The sequence below is a fragment of the Bifidobacterium sp. ESL0764 genome (genome assembly GCF_029395515.1).
Classification (GTDB): domain Bacteria; phylum Actinomycetota; class Actinomycetes; order Actinomycetales; family Bifidobacteriaceae; genus Bifidobacterium.
In genome coordinates this window covers 357,784-379,958 of the sequence record NZ_CP113919.1, presented here as the reverse complement: position 1 = coordinate 379,958, position 22,175 = coordinate 357,784, and the positions used below count along the sequence as shown (strand labels likewise).

Below are 22,175 nucleotides of genomic sequence, written 5' to 3'. Positions count from 1 at the left end.
TTACTTGCTTGTTCGGTTTGTCTAAGTAAAAAGCAACATTTAGACGGTCTATTTGTGTCTTTTTACCTGCCAGGCTCGAGCAAGCAAGTAAAAAGGCACAAATAGAGACCGCCCCGGGACGAGGGACAACAACCAACTGATTCTCATTGCCCCAAAGACGCGGGAAACACCAGCAAAAGACGCGATTATTTCTGTGGCGGAGCCGGAGGCGCACCGACCAGCCCGAGACGCGTCAACGGGGAGGCGGTCAACTGACGGACGGCGAGCGTGAGGCCGAACATCAGGCAACCCACGCCGAGGATGGCGGCCATGCTCAGTGCGCACGCGCCGTTCTTGGCCCACATCGCCATCATGCCGAGCCCGGGATAGATCTGCCAAAGCATGTAGCCGGCATAAGCACAGGAGACGAGACCGAAAGTGATCATAATGCTGCCGACAATCTGTACGCTGGCCGACGACATGCGGCTTCCCGGGCTGTCCATCCCGGATTTGCGCGTGAGGGCGAGCGCCAGCATCATCAGTCCGCCGCCGATCAACAGCGACATCAATACGTCTGAGGGCCGATGCCAACGCCCGACGATCAGCGATGCCGCAACGAGGATGCTATACGCTCCGCCGAGCAACGCAACCAGTGCGCGCCAGACGCGCGGAACCGCGACGAGCAAGACCAGCACCGACCCTACGGCAAGCAACGTATGCCCAGACGGAGCGCTGTTTTCATGCGTAGAAAGGACGCGAATGATCATCGGCCGGGGCAGCAGACGTTTGAGCCACGCGGCGCCAAAGGCGACGACGCCGAATACGGCCATCTGCCCCAAAAGCCACCAACGCCTGCGAACCGCTGCGACGATGAAGGCGATCACCGCAATCGACAAGCTGATCGCCACAATCACCACGCCTCGGTTGAGCACATTCGAAACGGCGATAATCCAGCTTGGAGCGCTGGTGTTGAAGCTGCGCCATACGAGTTCGTCGAAGCTCTGGCCTTCCAAAGTGTGCACGCCGAACCAGTAAATCGCGGCCGCCGCCGCAAAGCAGAGCAGAGCAAGCGCCACGGCAAGCACGCAACTGGACACACGCGGGTGGACGGTCAGCGGGTCGATCCGGACAAGCCCCTTTTCAATCTCGTCCTCCTGCGCGGAAACATCTGCGTCCGAGATCGCGGAAGAAAACTCGACATCGGAGTTGCTCGAACCCGCGCCGGCAACGAAAACGCTGTTCGTCGAGGCCTTGTCATCATCAGACGTGGCATTTTCACTGCCAAACGCGACGAAACTCACAGGCTCGGACTGAATTGGAGTTGGAGTCGGAGTCGGAGCTGCGCCTTGAGTGGAAACCGGCATTCCCGCCTGCGCTTGAGGAGGCGCTGGAATCTCGATCCTGGCCTGATTGCGTGACGAATTTTCTTGCGCGCCATCCGCCGGTACATTCTGCTCTTTGGAGTCGTCAGTCATAGTTGTTTAGTGTAGATGGCACAGACTACGAGCATGCGATGAAGCCACGGCATCACACGAACTCGATCTTGAGCTTGCGGCCCAGCCCCTTGGCGATTTGGGCAAGCGTCCTGACCGTCGGAATGGAGTTGCCCCTTTCGATACGCGAGTAGTTCGAAGGTCTCATACCGCATCTTTTCGCCACTTCAGCCTGAGTCATATGAGCTTCAATCCGAGCACCCATAATCGCTATCGCAGCTTCATGCTCAGGCCTACTACGCTCATACTCTTCCGCAAATTTCGGATCGCGGCTTTTACGCTCAGCAATATACCTATCCAAATCATCCATAAGTTATTCACGCCTTCCTTTCCAACCAATCTTTGCGATATCGTTTCGCCCTAGATAACTCAACAAGTGGCAGCTTATTCTGCTTTTTCACAAACCCATTGGTAATGGTGATTCGACGCCCTTTCATGAAAAAATACTGCGCACGAACATCATTCGTCGACTGTCGAACACGTAACTCGAGAATTCTCCATAGCGTCACCTATTGAATTATCAATTTTGATATTATCATTTTTGATATGTTTCGCAAGTTCATCAATCATCGCCTTTCCATCTTCCGTTGCATTCCATTTCAAGCAAACCCTGCTATACGCTGTGAAGCAAGCCAAAACGGGTACTGTGGTCGAATGATTGGGGTTATCCACATTTGAGGCGTGTCGAGGGTTAACGTCCAAAATTATGCACATTTCGGGCTTGATAGCGAGGATAACGAAATGAGTTATTCACAATATGGTGAATTTTACGTTTTGGAGGTGCCATAGCTCTACGGCAGTGCTTAGAGTAAGGATATGGCACAGATTTTTGACGCACCCTCGAAGGCATTGCTCCGCAGCCAGATAGCCGAGCACATCGCCGAAACCGAGAAGTCCGACAAGCGCAAAGCGCTGCCGGAGGAACAGCCCCTGCCCCCGGACCGCTATTTCGACCGTGAGCTGAGCTGGCTCAAATTCAACAAACGCGTCCTTGAGATGGCGGAGGACCCTGAAGTCCCACTCTTGGAACGCGCCAACTTTGCCGGTATTTTCGCCTCGAACCTCGACGAATATTTCATGGTGCGCGTGGCCGGGCTCAAACGCCGCATCGATACCGGCATAGCCGTGACGAGCGCCTCGGGCCTGAGCCCACGCCAGCAGCTACGCTCCATCAGCGAGACCGCACACGAGCTGCAGACCGAGCACGCCAACAAGGCCATCAAGCACATCCTGCCTGAACTGGCCCGCGAACACATCGTTCTGCTCAGTTGGGACCGGCTCACCAGCGCCGAGCAGGAACGGCTTTCACGCTATTACCGCCAGCAGGTCTTCCCGGTCCTGACACCGCTCGCCTTCGACCCCGCGCATCCGTTCCCCTACATTTCCGGCGGATCGCTGAATCTCGCCGTATTGGTGGAGAACCCGAACAGCGGCAAGACGCATTTCGCGCGCGTCAAGGTGCCCGACAACCTGAACCGTCTGGTGCCCGTCGATGACCTGACGGACGAGGAAAGCCGCGAGGAACGCTATGGCTTCATCACCATGGAGAACCTCATCATCGCCCACCTCGAATCGCTCTTCCCCGGCATGATCATCAAGGAGGCGCGTTCCTTCCGCGTCACCCGCAACGAGGATATCGACGTGGAGGAGGATGACGCCGAAAACCTCCTGAACGCCATGGAGAAGGAACTGCTTCGCCGCCGCTTCGGGCCGCCGATCCGCCTCGAGATCAGCGACGCCACCAGCCCGTTCCTCTCCCAGCTTCTGGCACGCCGTCTGCGCGTCAACGAGGAGGAGATCTTCCGTCTTCCCGCGCCGTTGGACATGAAGCTCATGTTCGAGCTGCAGGACATCGACCGGCCGGACCTCAAGAACAAGCCGTTCATCCCCACCACCAACCGCCAGATTGCCACGGTCGAATCCAGCCGCGCACAGGACATCTTCGCCGCCATCCGCGAGCGCGATATCCTGCTGCACCACCCTTATGATTCGTTCTCCACTTCGGTGCAGGCCTTCCTGGCCCAGGCTGCGGCCGACCCGAGGGTCCTGGCCATCAAGCAGACGCTCTACCGGACTTCCAGCAATTCGCCGATCATCGACGCGCTGGTCGATGCCGCACAGGCCGGCAAACAGGTCTTGGCACTGGTCGAGATCAAAGCACGTTTCGATGAGGATGCCAACATCGCGTGGGCCCGCAAGCTCGAACGCGCCGGCGTCCACGTCGTCTATGGCATCGTTGGGCTGAAGACCCACTGCAAGCTTTCGCTGGTCGTGCGTCAAGAGGCGGACGGTCTGCGTCGCTACTGCCACGTCGGCACGGGCAACTACAACCCGAAAACCGCCCGCCAGTATACCGATCTCGGCCTGCTGACCTGCGATCCGGTGGTCGGGCAGGACTTGACCCGCCTGTTCAACCAGCTTTCCGGTTACGCGCCGCGCTCCAGCTTCCATCGTCTGCTGGTCGCCCCGCGCACGTGCCGCAGCGGCCTCATCCAGCGTATCCGCCGCGAGGAGGACGCGGCACGAGCCGGTCATGAAGCATGGATCAAGATCAAGGTCAACTCCATCGTCGACGAAAAGACCATTGACGCGCTCTATCGCGCCAGTCAAGCCGGGGTCAAAATCGACATCGTGGTACGTGGCATCTGCGCGCTCAAACCTGGTGCCCCGGGCCTGAGCGAGAACATCCGGGTGCATTCCATCCTCGGGCGTTTCCTCGAACACAGCCGTATCTACGCCTTCGCCAATTCCGCCGGCCCGCAGATCGGTGAGGGGCCGGCAGCCGGGCCGGAAGTCTGGATCGGTTCGGCCGACCTGATGCACCGCAATCTCGACCGCCGCGTGGAGGCACTGGTACGCATCACCGACCCCGAGGAAGTCGCTTCGCTGATCGATTACGTCGATTTGCAGATGGCCGATACCACCTCGTCCTGGCACATGCAGCCGGACGGCACCTATATCCGCCATTCGCACGATTTGGACGGTAAGCCTCTGGTCGATTGCCAGGAGCTGCTGATCAAGACCCATCAACGTGGTCGCAAGTAAGATCAAGAAGTAGGCGGTAGATGACCTCCGAGCTCAAACCATCACATGTCGTTGAATCGGCGGGAGGGATACCTTACCGTTGGATTGCCACCGGTAAGGCCAAAAGCCTCGACGAACGAGCCGAAAAAGCAAGCAAATTCGCCGAGGCACGTGCCTCTCACAGCACCAGCAAACGCAAGCGGCAGAAGCACAGACTGCCTTTGAGCGAAGCGGAGATCCACTTCCGCGCCATCATCACGCAACTGGAAGTCTGCTTGGTACATCGTCCGAAATACGACGATTGGAGCTGGCCGAAAGGCAAGCTCGAGGAACACGAATCCAGCCGTCACGCGGCAATACGCGAGATGGAAGAGGAAACCGGAGTGCCGGTGGCCTTGGGCCCGAGCATCGGTGAAGTCGAGTATCCGCTCAACGCCGAAGGCAAAAAATCGAAACACACCAAAACAGGATCCAAAACCGCAACAATCTACACCAAGCATGTCGTCTATTGGATGGCCCATCCGATTGCGCCGGAAACCGCGAAAAGCCGAAAACAGGTCGTTGGCACCATCAAGCACGCAAAAACCAGCGAAATCGACGAGGTGAGATGGCTGACCATCCCTCAGGCCCGAAAGCTACTTTCGCATCCGCTTGACCGCGATATCCTCGACCAATTCGTCGACCGCATCCAGGAGGGTGCGCTTAAGGCCCAGAAACTGATCATCGTGCGTCACAGCAAGGCCGTGGCCCGCAAAAAGTGGAACGGCACCGACGCCGACCGCCCCATCATTCCCCGCGGCGCTGCGGCAAGTTTTGCGCTCAACCAAGAATTGGGCTGCTACGCCCCGCAAAAACTCGCTTCGTCCCCTTGGCTGCGCTGCATGGAGACGCTGGAACCATACGCCTGGCATACGGGACTTGAGATCACACAACTTCCGGCGCTGACCGAAGACGCCTTTGCGGCCGACCCTGAGGCGACCTGGCAATGCGTCCGTGAGGTCATCGATGATCTGTTTGCCGAAACCGATGGCCTAAGCGCTGCGAAATGTGCGGTGCAAGCCGGCACCAAGGCCGTGGTCAAGATCAGCGACACCGGTGATGCCGATCTTCCATCAGCGAATACCGCCGGCAACCCCGCCAGTGACGCGGCAAACGCCGGCAAAATCGAAAGCTCTTCCAAAGCGATACCACGTTCGGACACGAATACCGCGAATCCACAACCGTTGGCACAAAGCTCGCAGCCATCCGGCCAACACGACGAGACCGACAATGCTGCGATTGACTTAACCGCGAAACAGAAGGCGGCAGCCACGCCGATGAACGCACCAAAACAATACAGCCGAACTACCGCGATCTGCATGCACCGGCCCGTCATCGGCGACATTTTCGAGCATCTGCGCCCCATGTGCGCCTCGAAATCACTGGCCAAGCAGCTCATCGCCAAATCGCCTTATATGCCGACCGGTAATGCGGTAGCATTGTTCATCGTGAAAGACGCGGAAGGCCCGCGCATCATCGATATCCAAAGAATGGCTCCAGTTGTCTACTAATACAGTGCATTACAGTTCCGGCTCCGTCAATTCCGCCCATCCGGGCTTCGCGCCCGCGCGAACGGGTTCCTCACGTCCGGCCCGTCCAGCCCAACTCGATCCGGCGTTGACCGAGAAGATGGCCGGCGGCATGGATCCGGAGGAGATCAACGAGATGAGCCACGCCTCGGCGCAGGCCATGCTCGACCGCGTGCACCATACGCAGGACCCGAAGATCGTGCAGCGCGTGCTCACCCTGGTCGACCGCGAAGGCGTCGATATCATCGCGGAGCTGTGGAGCAGATCGGAACCCGATTCCCTGCCCGGCATCCTATGGCGACTGTATCTGCTGCGCACCTGGATGCGCCGCAACCAGCGATCGCTGGCAAGCCTGTATCGCATCGCCGAACCCGAGGACACCGCAGCCTCGGCCATCGCCGGCGTCGACACACCGCCCAGCGCGGAAGACATCGTACATACCGCGGATTCCATACTTTCCGGGGCGTTCACCGGTGATTTCGCAGTCGCGTTGGAACGTGCCTCGGCCTTTATCGACGTGATTGCCAAGGGCCTCGCGATACGTGCGAAAATGCTGACCGGCAGGGCGCGCAAAGTCGAGGCCGCTCAGGCCGCCCGACGCGAAGCGCATCTGCGCGACCTGCAGCGTGAGATCGAAGCTGCCGAAGCCGCTCAAGAAGCTCAGCAAGTTGCCGACGAGGCTGCCGACAAAAGCGGCGCCGACCAGCAAAATCACGGCAATGGCGGAAACAGCCGAAACAAGAACGCAGAAACAGGCCATACCGGAAACCAAACCAACGGGCATACGGCGACCGAGAATCCCGACAATCTCAATCCCTCCGGCAACAGTGCCGACACGACCGACCGCGGAAATCACCATGAAAATAATCACACCGAATACGGCGACAGCAATCGCAACGGCACCACAGCCAACCGCTACAATTCCGCTCTGAACGACGCCGAAACGCGCTACCGGGCAGGCAAAGGCCCGGCGAGCTCGGCCGGCCCGGCATCGAACGACCCGCGCACTGTGGCTGCACGCTTGCTGCACACCGGCAGCAACCTCATGACCACTTCCGCAGATTTCCGCCACGGGGCCGGCCTCTGGCGTCAAGGAAAACTCGAGTAATTCGCTGGCCTACAGCCGACCGGAATCCGTACTTTACGCGCTCGGCGTGTAAACGGAGGACGACCCGTTATACTTGGAAGTTGCGCTGGACCGTGCTTAAGCCCCGGGCTTCATTTTTTGCCGCTGCGAGCGGCGTTCGCGCCGACAGGCGCTTTCGCGGTTCAGCGTTTTACTTTTCATTATTACCATTTCCACGCTGAATTTGATTCTGGCCTATACCCCCTGAATAGCGACACTAATCCGACTTATATGAAGTACAAACATTGCAAAATGCGTCGTTACCAGCAGCATAGGGGGTATATGTGCTGGAAACAACGCATCCAGTAACGTTAAATGCGTCTTTTCCAGCACATATACCTCACTTACCGCTGGAAACAACGCATTTATCAGCGGTCCCGGTCAATTACCGGATTCACTGTTTTACTGCGTTTACTGAGATATTTGTGCCGATATGCACAATTTCGGTTTTCGATTTTCAAAAAGACACGGCAAGGCATATCCTTGGAAGTATGCAAGTACATGTTTTGGATCACCCGCTGGTCGAGCACAAGCTCACCGTTCTGCGGGATAAGAACACACCCTCCAACATCTTCCGCGAGCTCATCAGCGAACTGGTGACGCTCGAGGCCTACGAAGCCACGCGCAACCTCGACGTGGTCGACCGCGATATCGAGACGCCGATCGCCAAGATGACCGGCAAGCACCTCGCCAGCCCGCGCCCCATGGTCGTCCCGATCCTACGCGCCGGCTTGGGAATGCTCGATGGCATGACCCGCCTGCTGCCCACCGCCGAAGTCGGATTCCTCGGCATGAAGCGCGACGAGGACACCCTCGACATCATCACCTACGCCAACCGCCTGCCCGATGACCTCACCGGCCGTCAGTGCTTCCTCCTGGACCCGATGCTCGCCACCGGCGGCACCACCGTCGCAGCCACGCACTATCTGGCCGAGCGCGGCGCCAAGGACATCACCTCGATCAACATCTTGGCGGCGACCCCTGGCTTGAAGCACGTCGAAGAGACGCTCGACCCATCCATCGACTTCAAGGTCGTGGTGTGCGGCGTCGATGAGAGGCTCAACGAGCACGGCTATATCGTCCCGGGCCTCGGCGACGCTGGCGACCGTCTCTACGGCCTGATCGACTGAGCCAGGGCTCAGCCGGACTTATCCGTTTTAGAAAGCCTTTCCGAACAACGTTTCGCCAAAGGCTTTCCTTGTATCTGAAGATGTGGGGGTTATAGGCCAAATATTCTGGCCTATAACCCCCACATGGTGGATACGCCCGCTGAATCCGACAAGTCCGTAACAGTTGACTCGACGCGAACACGTCCGCCGCTACTTGCCTTTGGCGGCTTTCTTCGCTTTGCGGCCTTTGAAATAGATGTCGAAGACGATCCAGGCGCCGAGGATGAACGCGACGACATAACCCATGAAACCGACCACGGGGATGCCGAAAACGATGGGCTTCATGCCGGCGTAGTAGACGATGGACGAACCGACAAACAGGCCGACCACGATCAGCGCCATGGTCAGGCGATTGATCATGTCGGAAATCTGCTTCAGCGGCTCCTCACTGCCGACGATCTCCATGTTCATCCGCAGCTGGCCGCGGGTGAGCATACGCATGGCGACCTTGCTCTCCGCAAGCGCATCGAGCGACCCGTGCAGCGCTTTGTTGCCTTCGATGCCAAGCGACTTGATCTCGTCGGCGGCGACCTCGTCCAAGCGTTTGCTGGTGGTGGCATGGTCGGTGATGATCTGGATCATGTTGACGTCGGGAATGAACTCGTCCAGAGTGCCTTCGAGCGTGACCATCGCGCGGCTCATTGTCGTAATGGTCGAAGGGACCTCGATGCCGTGACGTTGCGCAAGATTGGTCAGCGCCATCGCGAACTCGGCGACATTGAGATCGGCGAGATCGACCTTGCCATATTCCTCCACGATCACGTCAAGATCGCTCAATAGCTGCGGATAATCCTCGGAATCAGGTTGGACGTCGGCAAACCTCAGCAAACCATCGGCGAGCGCCGGCGAATCCTGCTTGCCCACGGCGAAAATCATTTGCCGCAGCACCTGACGCGTTTTGCGGTCGAGACGGCCGACCATCCCCAGATCGATCAGCACGATCTTGCCGCCGGAAATGATGACGTTACCCGGGTGGGGGTCAGCGTGGAAGAAGCCGTTGTCGAGAATCTGCGCCGCGTAGTTGTCGACCAGTTTGGTGCCGATCTCCTTGAGATCGTAGCCTTCCTCGATGAGTTTGCCGGTATGGTTCAACGAAATGCCGTCGATATAATCCATCACCACGACGTGCTGGGTGCAGAGGTCCATATACGGTTTCGGGCAGTCCATATAGCGGTATGGCTCGCAGAAACGCTTGAATTCTGCGAGATGCCGCGCCTCTATCAAAAAGTCCGTCTCATCCTCGAACGTGTCCCAAAGCTCTTCGACCACACCGCCGAGGTCGACCACCTGCATGCTGGAGCCCATGAAGCGCGTGGCGGCCTTGGCAATCGAACGCATGATGGAGACGTCCTGCGCCATCGTCTGCCGCACGCCCGGCCGCTGCACCTTCACGGCGACATCCTCGCCGGTGACCAGGGTGGCGCGATGCACCTGGGCCAAGGAAGCGGAACCCAACGGCTTGGGATCGATGTCGGCGAAAATCTCATCGACCGGACGCCCGTATTCCTGCTCCAGCGTTTCAACAACCGTCTGATATGGCATCGGATCGGCATCGGCGCGCAATTTCGCCAGTTCGTCACAATATTGCTGTGGCAGAATCTCCGAACGCATCGAAAGCATCTGGCCGGCTTTGACGAAAGTCGGGCCGAGCGCCTCCAGCATCATCCGCATCTTGCGGGGCGTAATCCCCTTGGTGACATCGAACTGGCTCATGATCTTGACGATCTGGCCGAGGCGTTTGACATTGCCGCGACGGGTCAGGTGGTAGCGTTGCGCAAACGATTCGCGCCGACCGAAAAGGCTGATTTCGTCGTCGTCAGCGGCTGAGGCGACCGAGTCAGCCAAACTGGCCGAGGCTGTCGAGGCGGCTGAGCTGGGCGCTGACACAGACGTATCTTCAGAGGCTTTTTTCGAATCGGGCCCTTGGGGATGGAACTCCTCGGGCTCGGCCTTCCTAGACCGGGGCTTTTCCGGCTGAGATTTGCTGAGCTGAGACTCCCCCGGCTGGGTCTCTTTCAACGTAGATTTTTCTGACGGAGATCCCTTAGACTCAGACCCTTTTGACTGAGGTTCTTCCGTCCCGGCACTATTTTCAGATTTGCCGAAATTACCGAGATTGTCGGCGCTAGTCACTTCTTCGGAGTCATTTTGGACATAATGGCCTTTCAGCGCGGCATTGGAAACCTTATCGTCCATCGTCACCTGAAATCAAAATCTACAGCTATAGGATTTATTCGGCTTTTTCGTCGCCTTCATCGGACTTGTCGACGTCCGGCTTGCTGCCCTCGGCCTCGTCCTTGGCTTTGGCGTCCTGCGCTTTCATATCGTCTTTGACTTCCTGCGCCTTGTGCTTGAGCTCGGTGTTGAGCGTCCTGCCCTGCTCCACCGTCAGCTCGCCCTTCTTGACCAGCGCGTCGACGATTTCCTGCCCTTTTTCAGCGGTAGTCGCCATTGCTCCGATGCCGGCCAGAAACACGGTGCGCAGCCCGTCGCCCAGTTTGTAATCAGCCATGATTCCTCTTTCACTAGTAGTGACACCCGTACTACTAATCTAGCCTATTTGCAAAGAATATCCCAGCAGTGGAAATAGGACCATCCGGTGTACTGCCAAGTTACACTACGAAAACGATAAGTTCAGCATCGTCGGCCCAACCGCCTCGATGGAGCATTACGAATGCGGCAAACATAGCCTTTCAGATTGATGCCGTGCCTGTAAAACCGGTTACCCTCTAAAAACAAATACAACGACATTGACTATATAATTACATAAAATACCAAATATCAGTAATGATGGTTATTTTTTAGGAGGCTACAATGCCGAATTCGAACAGTTTGTACGTCGGTATAAGCCAAGCGAATCGATATATCTCCGACTTGTCGGATCGACTCAACGCAGCCTAAGAAAATCTCAACCGCCTACGCGAACTGCTCTCTTACGTCTCCCAGAAGCAAAACAGCTTTCTGAACAATCAAGGACGACGTCAACGCAGCTTCAGCAAAGAAGCCAGTACCAACAACGACAAACAGGAGTGCAATCAAATATGAGTAAATCAGTCAGTATTTTCAATGATGCTGCAACCATGGAGATACCGGACGATTTCGAGTGTGGTTCACCGCAAAAAACATCGTTTCGGCAAAGAGGCGACATCGGCCAGCTCAAAAACAAACTTCGGATATGGCGCAGCTTATTACACGCAACGCGCATTGTCTCTTCGCGCATGTACTTTTATAATCCGAACAAACCCGACACACGCATTGTTTGCTCGGATGCAGCCAATACAGCATGGCCTTCCGATTTAGCCCAAGCCACCAAAAGCCTTGAAAAAGCAGTATATACAACCTATAAAAACCCGACTGACGTCAAAACCACCATCCGCCACGACAAAAACGGCGAGCCGCTGCTTGCGATGGCATATAGCCTGACGATTGAGACGGGAATATGGTACGTCTTGTTAATCACCTTACCGATTCGCGGGCATATGAATGGCATAACGATGAAATGTACAGCTGAAGATGCCGAAATCCGATGGAGCCAGTTCATGGCAGCCGCCGACTCCATCACGATTCTCAAACCCTGATATCGCCTCGTCGCTACGGCTGTGCGATTTCTTTGCTATCGCGGGCGCGTTGCGGCGACGCGACGGGCGCTGGCAGCCAGAGCGTCGATATGGGCGAGTTCGGCTTTTTGCGCGTCGCTTTGCTGCGGCTGGAATTGGCCGTAACGATGCGTGGCAGCGGCGTTGATGAGGAAGTCGGAAACCTTGGGGTTCTTGGGCAACAACGGGCCGTGCATGTAAGTGCCGATGACGTTGCGGACGCGGGCGCCTTCACTATGATCCTCACCATTGTTGCCGCAACCCTCGTGGTCGACGTGGCCGAACGGTGTCACGCCGTCACGCAGGAACGTCTGGCCGGAATGGTTCTCGTAGCCGATGACATCGCCGAACTGGTCGGAATGCTCCAGCAGATTGCCGATCATACGTTTCTCGCGGCCTTCGGTATAGACGCCGAAAATGCCGATGCCGTCAAGTTTCGTGCCGTCGATGGTCTCGAAATACTCGCCGAAGAGCTGATACATGCCGCAGATCATCAGCATCGGCACGTCCTGTTGCGCCAAGGCACGCAAGGTGTCCGCCCGCTTGAAGAAGTCATCGGCAATCTTTTCCTGCCCGCTGTCCTGCCCGCCGCCGCCGAGAATCATATCGACATGCTCCGGCCACGGGTCACCTTGGTTATAGGCGTGGATGACCGGCTCGTAGCCATACAGCGCAAGCCGGCGCTTGATGGTGAGCACATTGCCCCAGTCGCCGTAGATGTTCATGTCCTTGGGATAGATGGACATCACGTCGATAGGTCGAGCGGACATTTGCGAATCCTGCGAAGAAGCGTGCGAGGGCTGCATATGTTCGTTCCGGTTTTCGGTCTGATTTTCGGTCTGTTTATCAGCCATCACATTCACTTCCCCACCCCGGCGTCGGCGACTTCGGCGTATTTGCCGAGCTCCGAGCGCACCTTGAGCATCGCGGTATACGTGCAATAGATATGTTTCGGCGTGCCGGGATCGGTCGTGACGAATTTGCGCACGGCCTCCTCGACGTTCGTATCGGTCTGCCCGACCGTGACACCTTCATATTCCAGCCGCAACGCCATATCCCACGCGCGAACGCCCGAGACCATCTTCACGCCGGTGTCGCGCAGCGAAGTGAAATCGACATCCCAGAGCCAACTCATATCGCGGCCGTCGGCATATTCGTCATTGATGACGATCATCGTATCGTGACCTACGGGTGCGAAACTCGAAAGCGACATCCTGAAACCCATCGGGTTCTTGACCAACAGCAGCTCGACCGGAGCGCCGTCGACCTCGATGACTTCGCCGCGCCCGAAAGCCGGGGTGACGCGTGAAAGGGCGCGCATCAGGCGTTCGTCGCGGGCCCTGGGCAAGGTGGTGTCCGCGTTCTTGATCTGCTCGGTGACCGCACGGACGACCGCGAGCGCCGCAGCCGCGTTGAAGAGATTATAGACGCCCTCGAGCTGGACCGTGGTCTCAAATTCGGCGTCATCCATCACGAATTCCGCCTCATGGTCGCCCACACGGCTGAGCACCACGTCCGCGAGACGCTGGGAAGCCAACGAATCCGCCAAGGCCGGGGAGGCGGAAACCGTCTCCCGCGCGTCGAGCTTGGGAATGATCCTGTTGCCTGACGAATCGAAGGTATCATGCGGGTTTGGACCGCCTGCCTGTTGGCTGGCCCGTGTGCCAGACGCTGTCGCCGCCGATGCGGACGCTCCGTCTTGACTTGCGAAATCAACCTCGCTGTCGGAGTCACCAGAAGCACCGGACGATTTCTTGGACACGTCATTTTCACTATGAGTGCCGGCAGTGGCGACGGCACTGGCCAATGCCGTGTTGACACCCTGCACATTCGCCGCGGCTTTCTGCGCCGCAGACAAATCCCCGGCATGCATGTCATCGTCGGAGGGGAACAGTTTGCGCAGCTCGTCGGAAAGCCCGAAATAACGGACCTGCGTGCCCTGCGGCACCACGTGGGCGAGCGCTGCGATTCGTCGGTCCTCACGGTTCAAGACCACGGTTCCGGTCGTACTGGCAGCGACGTGGCTTAGGAGCCGGGCCGTATTGTCGATCTCGCCGAAGCGGTCGAGCTGATCGCGCATGACATTCAGAAGCAAGGAATACCGCGGCTTGACTTGGTGCACGAAATGTACCGCATACGCCTCATCGAGCTCCAGCACCGCGATGTCGGCATCAAGCTTGCCCCCAGCCGAAACTTCGGTCAAGAGCGCCGAAACGACGCCACGGGTGAAGTTGGAGCCGGTGGGGTTAGTGAACACCTTGAGATTGAGGTCTTTCAGGATCGAGGCGATCATGCGGGTGGTCGTGGTCTTGCCGTTGGTTCCCGAAACCAGAACGACGCCGTAAGGCAACTGACCAAGCGTACGCGCCAAAAAAGTCGGGTCGATTTTCTCCACGACTTCGCCAGGCAACGCGCTGCCGCCGTGGTGGAGCAGGCGCGAAAGCCCACGGACGGCCTTGCCGATGGTGGGCGTGGCGAATGCTGTCCAAGGCTTGTGCGGCGTTGAAGTTTCGTTGGACATGTCGTGTTCCTTACCGTCGGCAAGCGCATCTGCGCTGCTGTTGTCACGAATATTCATGATTCATCGACCTTCTATAACCGTACCCGCTGAACCGACGATTGGCCGAAAAGCTTTGTGTGGTATAGCGACCATCAGATCCCCTGGTTGAAATCCTGCGGCATATCGTGGAAGCGGGAGTATTCGCCCTGGAAGGCCAGCGGGAATGTGCCGGTTTTGCCGTTACGGTGCTTGGCCAGGATGATGTCGGCCTCGCCTGGCCGGTCCTCCTCGTTGTAGAAGTCGGGGCGGTGGACCAGGAAAACCACGTCGGCGTCCTGCTCGATGGAGCCGGATTCACGCAAGTCGGCGAGCTGCGGCTTCTTGTCGTTACGCATCTCGGGGCCGCGGTTGAGCTGAGAAAGCGCGACCACCGGCACCTCAAGCTCCTTGGCGAGCAGCTTCAGCGCACGCGAGAAGCCGGAGACCTCCTGCTGGCGGCTCTCCTCCTGCTTGCCCGAGCTCATCAGCTGCAGGTAATCGATGATGACCAGCTTCAGGTCGTTGGTCTGCTTCAGGCGACGGCATTTCGCGCGAATCTCCATCAGGCTCATGTTCGGGCTGTCGTCGAGGAACAGCGGCGCGTTCTGCATGGCGGTCCAGAAGTCGTTCAACGTGTTCCAGCGCTCCGGGGTCAAACTGTCGTTGTCTGCGCGGCGCAGGGCGACCAGCGGGATGCCGGTTTCGGCGGAGATGATACGCTGGGCCAGCTCGGTTTTGCTCATTTCAAGCGAGAAGATGACGGTGGTCAGGTTATTGTGCAGCGCGGCCGAACGCGCGAAATCCACGCCCAGCGTCGACTTGCCCATTGCCGGGCGGCCGGCGACCACGATCATCTGGCCGGGCTGCAGTCCCTGCGTCTCGTCGTCGATGCCCTTGAAACCGGTGGGCACACCCTTCTCAATGGTGCCGTTCTGCAAGGCGTCGAGCTGGTCGAGCGCATCGTGGACCACCGGACCGATGGCCTCGTAATCCTGCCGCACCTTGCCGACGCTCATCTCGTAGACCTCGGACTGGGCCAAATTCACCACATCTTCGGCCTGCGAACCTTCCGCGGAATAGCCGAGCTGTGCGATTTTCGTGCCGGCGGCGATGACATTACGCAGGATGGCCCGCTGGTGGACGATCTCGGCGTAATACGTAGCGTTGGCCGCGGTCGGCACGGCGGCCACCAGGCTGTGCAGGTAATCGGCACCGCCCACCTTTTCGAGGTTGCCGTCTTTTAAGAGCGTGTTGGCGACCAGCACCGCGTCGACGGGCTCCGAGGCCGAAAACAGCGTGATGATCGCTTCGTAGATGGTCTGATGCTTGGGTTGGTAGAAATCGGTGACGTCGATCATCTGCGAGACCTCGCCGATGGCGTCCTTGCTCATCAGCATCCCGCCCAATACGGCCATTTCCGCGTCGTCGTCGTGCGGAGGAACACGGTCGAACAACGTCACATTGCTCGCGGAAGTGTCGCCGTTGAAGGTATCTTTACGTGAATTGAAGTCGCGGTTCGAACGCGTCGAGTCCCAGGAATTTCCGTCAGCCATGCCGTCAAGCTTAACCAAGCTGCCGTAAAAAATCTGCGTTTCGAGGGCTCTTCCTCCGAAAGCTCTACAACATCACAGCAAGAATGTTCGTTTCGGTTTCGACCTCACATTGCGACACGCACGGACTTTTCTGTGTGGATAGAAAAATAAGTTATCCACATTTTGGGCGTGTCACTGGGGACAATGCACAGAGTTATCCACACTATGGGGATAACTCTGTGAACAACATGGGGATAGATACCGCACTCACCGATGTTGACTTGCATAATATCGTATCTCGTGATAGCTTCTTCATCTTTTGAAAAGAGCAACAGCAGATATATTCTCTACACAATTTCGCGACGATATTGCTAAATTCTGTCGTAAAATTACCGATGAAATTCCGCCGAAACAATATCGAAAATCTCCCCGTCGGAACATCCGGCGAGGAGATTACGAAACGTTACGAAGCCCTGTTTAGCCTCAGTCGATATCGGCGCCGAGGGCGGCGAGCTTGCCGCGGAAGTCGGCGTAACCGCGGTCGATCAGGCTGATGCCCTGCACGTTCGACGGGCCCTTGGCCGCGAGCGCCGCGATGAGGTGGCTGAAGCCGCCGCGCAGGTCGGGCACATCGATATCGCGCCCCTCGAGCGGCGTGGGCCCGAAGATGACGGCGGAATGCTTGTAATTGCGCTGCTGGAAGCGACACGGCAGGCTGCCGAGGCATTCGCGGTAGAGCTGGATGGTCGCGCCCATCTTCACCAGCGGCTTGGTGAAGCCGAAACGGTTCTCGTAGACGGTCTCGTGCACGATCGAGAGGCCGTTGGCCTGGGTCAGAGCCACGACGAGCGGCTGCTGCCAATCGGTCATGAAGCCGGGGTGCACGTCGGTCTCGATGGCCACAGGCTTCAAGTCCCCGCCCGGATGCCAGAAACGGATGCCCTCGTCGGTGACATCGAATTCGCCGCCTATCTTGCGGTAGACGTTCAAGAAAGTCATCATCTCGGGCTGCGTGGCGCCTTTCACGAAGATGTCGCCATGGGTGGCCAGCGCGGCCGAAGCCCAACTCGCGGCCTCGATGCGGTCGGTCAGCGCGGTGTGGGTGAAGCCCTTGAGCTCCTTGACGCCTTCGATGCGGAAAGTGCGGTCGACGTCGACGGAGATGATCGCGCCCATTTTCTGCAGCACGGCGACCAAGTCCATGATCTCGGGCTCGGTGGCCGCGCCGGAAAGCTCGGTCTTGCCCTCGGCCTGGACGGCGGCGAGCAGGGTCTGCTCGGTGGCGCCGACGGACGGATAGGGCAGGTGGATCTTCGCGCCGTGCAGGCCGTCGGGCGCGGTGATATGGATGCCGTCGGCATGTTCCTTGTCGACGTTCGCGCCAAGCCGACGCAGGGTCTCCAAATGGAAGTCAATCGGCCGGCCGCCGATATTGCACCCGCCGAGCTGCGGGATAAACGCCTCGCCCAAGCGGTGCAGCAACGGGCCGGAGAAGAGAATCGGAATGCGCGAGGAACCGGAGAGCGTGTCCACGTCGGCCACGTCTGCGAGGCGGACGTTGGTCGCGTCGATCTTCAACGTGCCCTTGTCGTCGTTCCAATCGACGGTCGCGCCGTGCAGACGCAGCAAATCGGAAACCACGTGCACATCGCGAATCTCGGGAACGTTCTTCAGCACGGAGACGCCTGGCGCGAGCAGTGCGGCCACCATGGCCTTGCTTACGAAATTCTTGGCGCCGCGCACCTTGATGGTGCCATTGAGCGGTTTGCCGCCTTCGACGTGCAGGACGTCTTTTGTGGTATCTGCGTTACTTGCCAAAGCCAACCTCTTTCGTTGTCACCACTATGCTACGCGGAGCACACTAATTAGATGTTCATACCCAGTGTGCCACAGCGGTTGTGGCGGCTCGGTGAAGCAAGGTCGAAATGCGCCCGAGGCCGAACGACGATAGACAATCTTTTAGATATGCCCGGCCGCAACACCCTTTCCGGAACATCCCACCGTTTTCAGACCAAGCGCAATAAGATCGCGAATAACCTCCGTTCTTCTCTTACCTTCGCTTTTCGCCACACCTTCAACAGCTTGAAGCTGAGCCTCGCTGAGCCTTATACCGACAGTTCGCATCGGCTCTTTATATAGACGGGGACGGCCGTATCGCCTTCTCGTTTTCGTTCGCCCCGCTCTGCCCACATATATGCCTCGTTGCGCATCATTCGCCCAAGAATCAATGGAATCCATGGAAATGACGTTCCCGTTTTTGTCGTGATATACCATGCTGATTTCCTCCCAAAATATACTGCGTTTCCCATTTGCCGACGTTCATTTCACTGAGAAATTTCTTCGTACACTGCATCGCGTGAAACACAATATACGTTTCGTGTCGATTGTTGTGTCCGTCGCCGGATCCTTCTTCCCTTTCCCGATAATCAATAAAAGCTAGCATTTCGAGCGCACGCCCAGTATCGTCGAAGCCAACTGCCATATACTGCGTAGGCTCTTTGGAAAAACGGGGTGTCAGATGTCGATATCTCTTAAACGCGTATTCGACATTCTTCTTGGTCACATCCGGATGATTTTCAGATACTCTGTCCAAGACCTCGACGTCCACGCTCGCCTCCTTCAATTTCAGTATACATTTTCGTGCACGAAAATCAAAACATGTTAATCAAAAGAATATGGCGGGATGATCAATCCCGCCACTTAACAAAATTGAGCTTTAAGCACCAATGGGTCCGGCCCACAATCCATCATCCTCCACCGGACGGGCGGACCGAACCGGGCGCTCGGGGGCATGACGCTCAGGGAGGGTCTTGGGCTTGAAGGGGAAACGCTCGGCGCGCATCGCCTCGTAGGCGGCGATGGCGTCCTCGTGCTGCAGCGTCAGATCGATGTCGTCGTAGCCGTTCATCAGGCGCCAGCGCGTGTAATCGTTGACATCGAAGGGCAGGGTGACGTCGCCGCAGGTCACGGTGCGCTCCCCCAGATCGACGGTCATGTCGCGGCCTGGTTCCTCCTCCAAGAGCTTCCAGAGCAATTCGACGCTCTCCTGCGGCATGATCGCGGCCAGTACGCCGTTCTTGGCGGTATTGCCGTAGAAGATGTCCGCGAAACGTGGACTGATGATGACGCGGAACCCGTAGTCACGCAGCGCCCACACGGCGTGCTCACGTGACGAGCCGATGCCGAAATCGGGACCGGCGACCAGAATCCTGCCTTTATTCTGATACTCGGGCTTGTTCAGAATGAACTCCGGATCGCGACGCCACGCATAAAACAGCGCGTCCTCGAAGCCTGTCTTGGTCACCCTCTTCAAAAAGACCGCGGGAATGATCTGATCGGTGTCGACGTTCGAACGCCGAAGCGGGACGCCGACGCCGGTAACCTTCGTAAGTTTCTCCATAATATTTTCCTTTTCTATCAATGTCTTCACATACCGATGTCGCTCGCCCGATAACATCGCCAAACTTCACCCGTCCCATATCGCACATTTCGCACACGCCGATGAAATAAGCGCGAATTATCCGGCCCAATCCGCACTTTTTTCACTCGCCGGGTTGAAAAGTGCGAATTACTTGACTAATTCGCACTTTTCGCACACGAAAGTACGGAATGTGCAGGATAGGGAGCCGACCGAGCAGACGCAGTTGCCCGCTACAGATCGGCGGGGCTGGAGATCGTGCCGCGGATGGCCGTGGCGGCGGCGACCAGAGGGCTGGCCAGGTGCGTGCGCCCGCCCTTGCCCTGACGACCTTCGAAGTTGCGGTTGGAGGTCGAGATCGAGCGTTCGCCGGGCACGAGCTTGTCGGGGTTCATCCCCAAGCACATCGAACAGCCGGCGTTGCGCCATTCCGCGCCGAAGTCCTTGAAGATCTGGTCAAGCCCTTCGTCCTCGGCCTGCAGGCGGGCTCGCGACGAAGCCGGCACGACCAGCACGCGGTGGATGGAATCGGCCTTGTGATGGCCTTTCATCACCGAGGCGGCGGCGCGCAAGTCTTCGATGCGGCCGTTGGTGCAGGAGCCGATGAAGACGGTGTCCACCGGAATCGACTTGATCGGGGTTCCAGGCTTCAGGCCCATATATTCCAAGGCGGATTGTGTGGCCTGCCGCTGGTCGGCGTCGGCGATATCGGCCGGGTCGGGCACATCGGTGTTGATCGGCGCACCCTGGCCGGGGTTGGTGCCCCAGGTGACGTAAGGAGCCAAGTCGGAGGCGTTGATGGTGACTTCTTTATCGAACGTCGCGTCGTCATCCGTGCGCAGCGTCTTCCAATAGGCCACGGCCTTGTCCCACATCTCGCCGGTCGGCGCGTACGGGCGGCCTTTCAGGTATTCGAACGTGGTCTCGTCGGGGGCGATCATGCCCGCGCGTGCACCGCCCTCGATGGACATGTTGCAGATGGTCATGCGCGCCTCCATGGAGAGTGCGCGAATCGCCGAACCGCGGTATTCGATGACGTGCCCCTGCCCGCCGCCGATGCCGATTTTCGCAATGATCGCCAAAATAATGTCTTTCGCGGTGACACCGCGCGGCAACGTGCCCTCGACGTTGACGGCCATGGTCTTGAACGGTTTCAACGACAAGGTCTGCGTGGCCATGACGTGCTCGACCTCCGAGGTACCGATGCCGAAGGCGAGCGCCCCGAACGCGCCGTGCGTGGAGGTGTGGGAATCGCCGCAGACGATGGTCATGCCCGGCTGGGTGAGCCCCAGATTGGGTGCGAACGCGTGGACGATGCCCTGGTCGGCGTCGCCCAGCGGATGCAGCAGCACGCCGAATTCCTTGCAGTTGCGTTCCAGCGTCGAAAGCTGCTTGGCGGAGGTCTTGTCGGGATTGGGCTTGTCGATGTCGACCGTGGGCGTGTTGTGGTCTTCGGTGGCGATGAGCAGGTCGGTGTGGCGCGGTTTGCGCCCGGCCAGTCGCAGGCCCTCGAACGCCTGTGGACTGGTGACCTCGTGCATGAGCATGAGGTCGATGTAGAGCAGGTCCGGGGCACCGTCTTTGCCCTGGTACACCAGATGATCGGCCCATACTTTTTCGGCCAATGTGCTTGCCATACGACCTCCTTCGTCGATTTTGGGGCCGCGACCCCGTCTATAGTTCGATGACAACCGCGCGGATTTTTTCGGCTGCGATAATTCTGAGTATCGGCGTCTGTCAACAATATGGACAACTTTGTTTCATATTTTGAGATGGATACAGTGATAGACCCCACTGTATAATATTCATGTATGGACTCATTATCGAAGGATCCCCAAGCGGCGCGGACCTTACGCGCGCCCCAAGCAACCGGCAATACCACTCAAAATTCGAATCATGCTGCGATTCATGACGAGATTCATTCCGGGGTCGGGGTCCTCGATAAGACCGTCAAGATTCTCGAGGCCCTCGAAAGCGGGCCTTCCACATTAGGACAACTCGTCGCGGCCACCGGTTTGGCACGGCCTACCGCGCATCGCCTGGCCATCGCGCTGGAACGCCACCGCTTTGTGCTGCGCGACCAGCACGGTCGCTTCATCCTGGGCTCGCGTTTCGCCGAACTGGCCACGGCCGCCGGCGAAGACCGACTGCTCACCGCCGCCGGGCCGATCCTCCAGACGCTTCTGGACCGCACCGGCGAATCCGCGCAGATCTACCGCCGCCAGGGCGACCAGCGCGTCTGCATCGCCGCCGTCGAACGGGCCAGCGGGCTGCACGATTCCATCCCCGTGGGTGCCATGCTTTCGATGCAGGCCGGCAGCGCCGCGCAGATCCTCGTCGCATGGGAGGATTCCGAACGGCTGCATCAGGGCTTGCGCCACGCCAAATTCACCACTTCCACGCTGGCGACCGTGCGCCGCCGCGGCTGGGCCGATTCGGTCAACGAACGCGAGGAAGGCGTCTGCTCGGTTTCCGCGCCAATCCGCAATTCCTCCGGCCAGGTCATCGCCGCCATCTCCATCTCCGGGCCGTCCGGACGCATGGGCCCCTCGCCGGGCCGCCGTTACGCCCCATACGTGATGGCCGGCGGCAAATACCTCACCAACGCGCTGATGAAGGCCAGCGCCGGAAGATAGACGACACCCAACACACGTTCAATGCGAAATCCGGATAATCGATTGGAATGTCGGTTATCCGGATTTTCGTATATTCCGCCTCAACCGGCGGCTTC

16 protein-coding genes and 1 pseudogene are annotated in these 22,175 nt (G+C 58.3%); 6 read left to right on the top strand and 11 right to left on the bottom strand.

Annotation, left to right across the window (positions count from 1 at the left end; all coding sequences use genetic code 11):
• Positions 1–185: 185 nt before the first annotated feature.
• Both OZX71_RS01330 and OZX71_RS01325 read right to left on the bottom strand, forming a co-directional pair.
• Positions 186–1,454, bottom strand: coding sequence for a phosphatase PAP2 family protein (locus OZX71_RS01330; RefSeq protein ID WP_277160207.1), 1,269 nt, complete (start codon positions 1,452–1,454; stop codon positions 186–188).
• Between the two features lie 52 nt (positions 1,455–1,506).
• On the bottom strand, positions 1,507–1,782 hold the full coding sequence (locus OZX71_RS01325; protein ID WP_277160206.1) for a helix-turn-helix transcriptional regulator: 276 nt from the start codon (positions 1,780–1,782) through the stop codon (positions 1,507–1,509).
• Positions 1,783–2,288: 506 nt separating this feature from the next.
• Between OZX71_RS01325 and OZX71_RS01320 the strand changes: the two genes are divergently transcribed.
• The 4 genes and pseudogenes from OZX71_RS01320 (at position 2,289) to upp (ending at position 8,320) form a co-directional block, all read left to right on the top strand.
• On the top strand, positions 2,289–4,517 hold the full coding sequence (locus tag OZX71_RS01320; protein ID WP_277160205.1) for an RNA degradosome polyphosphate kinase: 2,229 nt from the start codon (positions 2,289–2,291) through the stop codon (positions 4,515–4,517).
• Between the two features lie 20 nt (positions 4,518–4,537).
• Entirely contained in the window at positions 4,538–6,046 is a 1,509-nt protein-coding gene (locus OZX71_RS01315) for an NUDIX hydrolase (RefSeq protein WP_277160204.1), read from the top strand.
• A 4-nt stretch (positions 6,047–6,050) separates the two neighbouring features.
• Positions 6,051–6,632, top strand: a pseudogene (locus OZX71_RS01310) (hypothetical protein); the annotation flags it as partial.
• A gap of 1,049 nt (positions 6,633–7,681) precedes the next feature.
• Positions 7,682–8,320: a uracil phosphoribosyltransferase gene (gene upp, locus OZX71_RS01305; RefSeq protein ID WP_277145748.1), complete on the top strand. Its 639-nt coding sequence runs from the start codon at positions 7,682–7,684 to the stop codon at positions 8,318–8,320.
• A 189-nt stretch (positions 8,321–8,509) separates the two neighbouring features.
• On the opposite strand, the gene OZX71_RS01300 is transcribed toward upp, so the two are convergent.
• Both OZX71_RS01300 and OZX71_RS01295 read right to left on the bottom strand, forming a co-directional pair.
• Entirely contained in the window at positions 8,510–10,204 is a 1,695-nt protein-coding gene (locus OZX71_RS01300) for a lipopolysaccharide core heptose(II) kinase RfaY (protein ID WP_277160621.1), read from the bottom strand.
• 385 nt (positions 10,205–10,589) lie between these two features.
• Positions 10,590–10,871: a phasin family protein gene (locus tag OZX71_RS01295; RefSeq protein ID WP_277160203.1), complete on the bottom strand. Its 282-nt coding sequence runs from the start codon at positions 10,869–10,871 to the stop codon at positions 10,590–10,592.
• Positions 10,872–11,400: 529 nt separating this feature from the next.
• Between OZX71_RS01295 and OZX71_RS01290 the strand changes: the two genes are divergently transcribed.
• Positions 11,401–11,937, top strand: coding sequence for a hypothetical protein (locus tag OZX71_RS01290; protein WP_277160202.1), 537 nt, complete (start codon positions 11,401–11,403; stop codon positions 11,935–11,937).
• A gap of 35 nt (positions 11,938–11,972) precedes the next feature.
• Here the strand turns inward: OZX71_RS01290 and OZX71_RS01285 are convergent, their stop codons facing one another.
• The 7 genes from OZX71_RS01285 to leuC form a co-directional block, all read right to left on the bottom strand.
• On the bottom strand, positions 11,973–12,725 hold the full coding sequence (locus OZX71_RS01285; protein WP_277160620.1) for a glutamine amidotransferase: 753 nt from the start codon (positions 12,723–12,725) through the stop codon (positions 11,973–11,975).
• An 89-nt stretch (positions 12,726–12,814) separates the two neighbouring features.
• The gene (locus OZX71_RS01280; RefSeq protein WP_277160619.1) at positions 12,815–14,476 is read right to left on the bottom strand and encodes a MurT ligase domain-containing protein; all 1,662 of its coding nucleotides are present in this window, start codon (positions 14,474–14,476) and stop codon (positions 12,815–12,817) included.
• Positions 14,477–14,607: 131 nt separating this feature from the next.
• A complete protein-coding gene (dnaB, locus tag OZX71_RS01275; protein WP_277145751.1) occupies positions 14,608–16,047 on the bottom strand; it encodes a replicative DNA helicase in 1,440 nt (479 codons plus the stop codon).
• Positions 16,048–16,509: 462 nt separating this feature from the next.
• A complete protein-coding gene (gene murA, locus OZX71_RS01270) occupies positions 16,510–17,844 on the bottom strand; it encodes a UDP-N-acetylglucosamine 1-carboxyvinyltransferase (protein ID WP_277145752.1) in 1,335 nt (444 codons plus the stop codon).
• Between the two features lie 406 nt (positions 17,845–18,250).
• Positions 18,251–18,634: a hypothetical protein gene (locus OZX71_RS01265; RefSeq protein WP_277145753.1), complete on the bottom strand. Its 384-nt coding sequence runs from the start codon at positions 18,632–18,634 to the stop codon at positions 18,251–18,253.
• A gap of 108 nt (positions 18,635–18,742) precedes the next feature.
• Entirely contained in the window at positions 18,743–19,426 is a 684-nt protein-coding gene (gene leuD, locus OZX71_RS01260; RefSeq protein WP_277160201.1) for a 3-isopropylmalate dehydratase small subunit, read from the bottom strand.
• 251 nt (positions 19,427–19,677) lie between these two features.
• The gene (leuC, locus tag OZX71_RS01255) at positions 19,678–21,081 is read right to left on the bottom strand and encodes a 3-isopropylmalate dehydratase large subunit (RefSeq protein ID WP_277145755.1); all 1,404 of its coding nucleotides are present in this window, start codon (positions 21,079–21,081) and stop codon (positions 19,678–19,680) included.
• A gap of 174 nt (positions 21,082–21,255) precedes the next feature.
• On the opposite strand from leuC, the gene OZX71_RS01250 reads away from it, so the two are divergent.
• On the top strand, positions 21,256–22,080 hold the full coding sequence (locus OZX71_RS01250) for an IclR family transcriptional regulator (RefSeq protein ID WP_277145756.1): 825 nt from the start codon (positions 21,256–21,258) through the stop codon (positions 22,078–22,080).
• The last annotated feature ends 95 nt before the right edge of the window (positions 22,081–22,175 follow it).

Bases quoted from the DNA above. Each gene is read 5' to 3' on its own strand.
- upp (WP_277145748.1), top strand. From the start codon at position 7,682: ATGCAAGTACATGTTTTGGATCACCCGCTGGTCGAGCACAAGCTCACC.
- dnaB (WP_277145751.1), bottom strand. From the start codon at position 16,047: ATGGCTGACGGAAATTCCTGGGACTCGACGCGTTCGAACCGCGACTTC.
- leuD (WP_277160201.1), bottom strand. From the start codon at position 19,426: ATGGAGAAACTTACGAAGGTTACCGGCGTCGGCGTCCCGCTTCGGCGT.
- OZX71_RS01250 (WP_277145756.1), top strand. From the start codon at position 21,256: ATGGACTCATTATCGAAGGATCCCCAAGCGGCGCGGACCTTACGCGCG.
- OZX71_RS01320 (WP_277160205.1), top strand. From the start codon at position 2,289: ATGGCACAGATTTTTGACGCACCCTCGAAGGCATTGCTCCGCAGCCAG.
- leuC (WP_277145755.1), bottom strand. From the start codon at position 21,081: ATGGCAAGCACATTGGCCGAAAAAGTATGGGCCGATCATCTGGTGTAC.
- OZX71_RS01280 (WP_277160619.1), bottom strand. From the start codon at position 14,476: ATGTCCAACGAAACTTCAACGCCGCACAAGCCTTGGACAGCATTCGCC.
- OZX71_RS01315 (WP_277160204.1), top strand. From the start codon at position 4,538: ATGACCTCCGAGCTCAAACCATCACATGTCGTTGAATCGGCGGGAGGG.
- OZX71_RS01325 (WP_277160206.1), bottom strand. From the start codon at position 1,782: ATGGATGATTTGGATAGGTATATTGCTGAGCGTAAAAGCCGCGATCCG.
- OZX71_RS01285 (WP_277160620.1), bottom strand. From the start codon at position 12,725: ATGTCCGCTCGACCTATCGACGTGATGTCCATCTATCCCAAGGACATG.
- OZX71_RS01290 (WP_277160202.1), top strand. From the start codon at position 11,401: ATGAGTAAATCAGTCAGTATTTTCAATGATGCTGCAACCATGGAGATA.
- OZX71_RS01295 (WP_277160203.1), bottom strand. From the start codon at position 10,871: ATGGCTGATTACAAACTGGGCGACGGGCTGCGCACCGTGTTTCTGGCC.
- OZX71_RS01330 (WP_277160207.1), bottom strand. From the start codon at position 1,454: ATGACTGACGACTCCAAAGAGCAGAATGTACCGGCGGATGGCGCGCAA.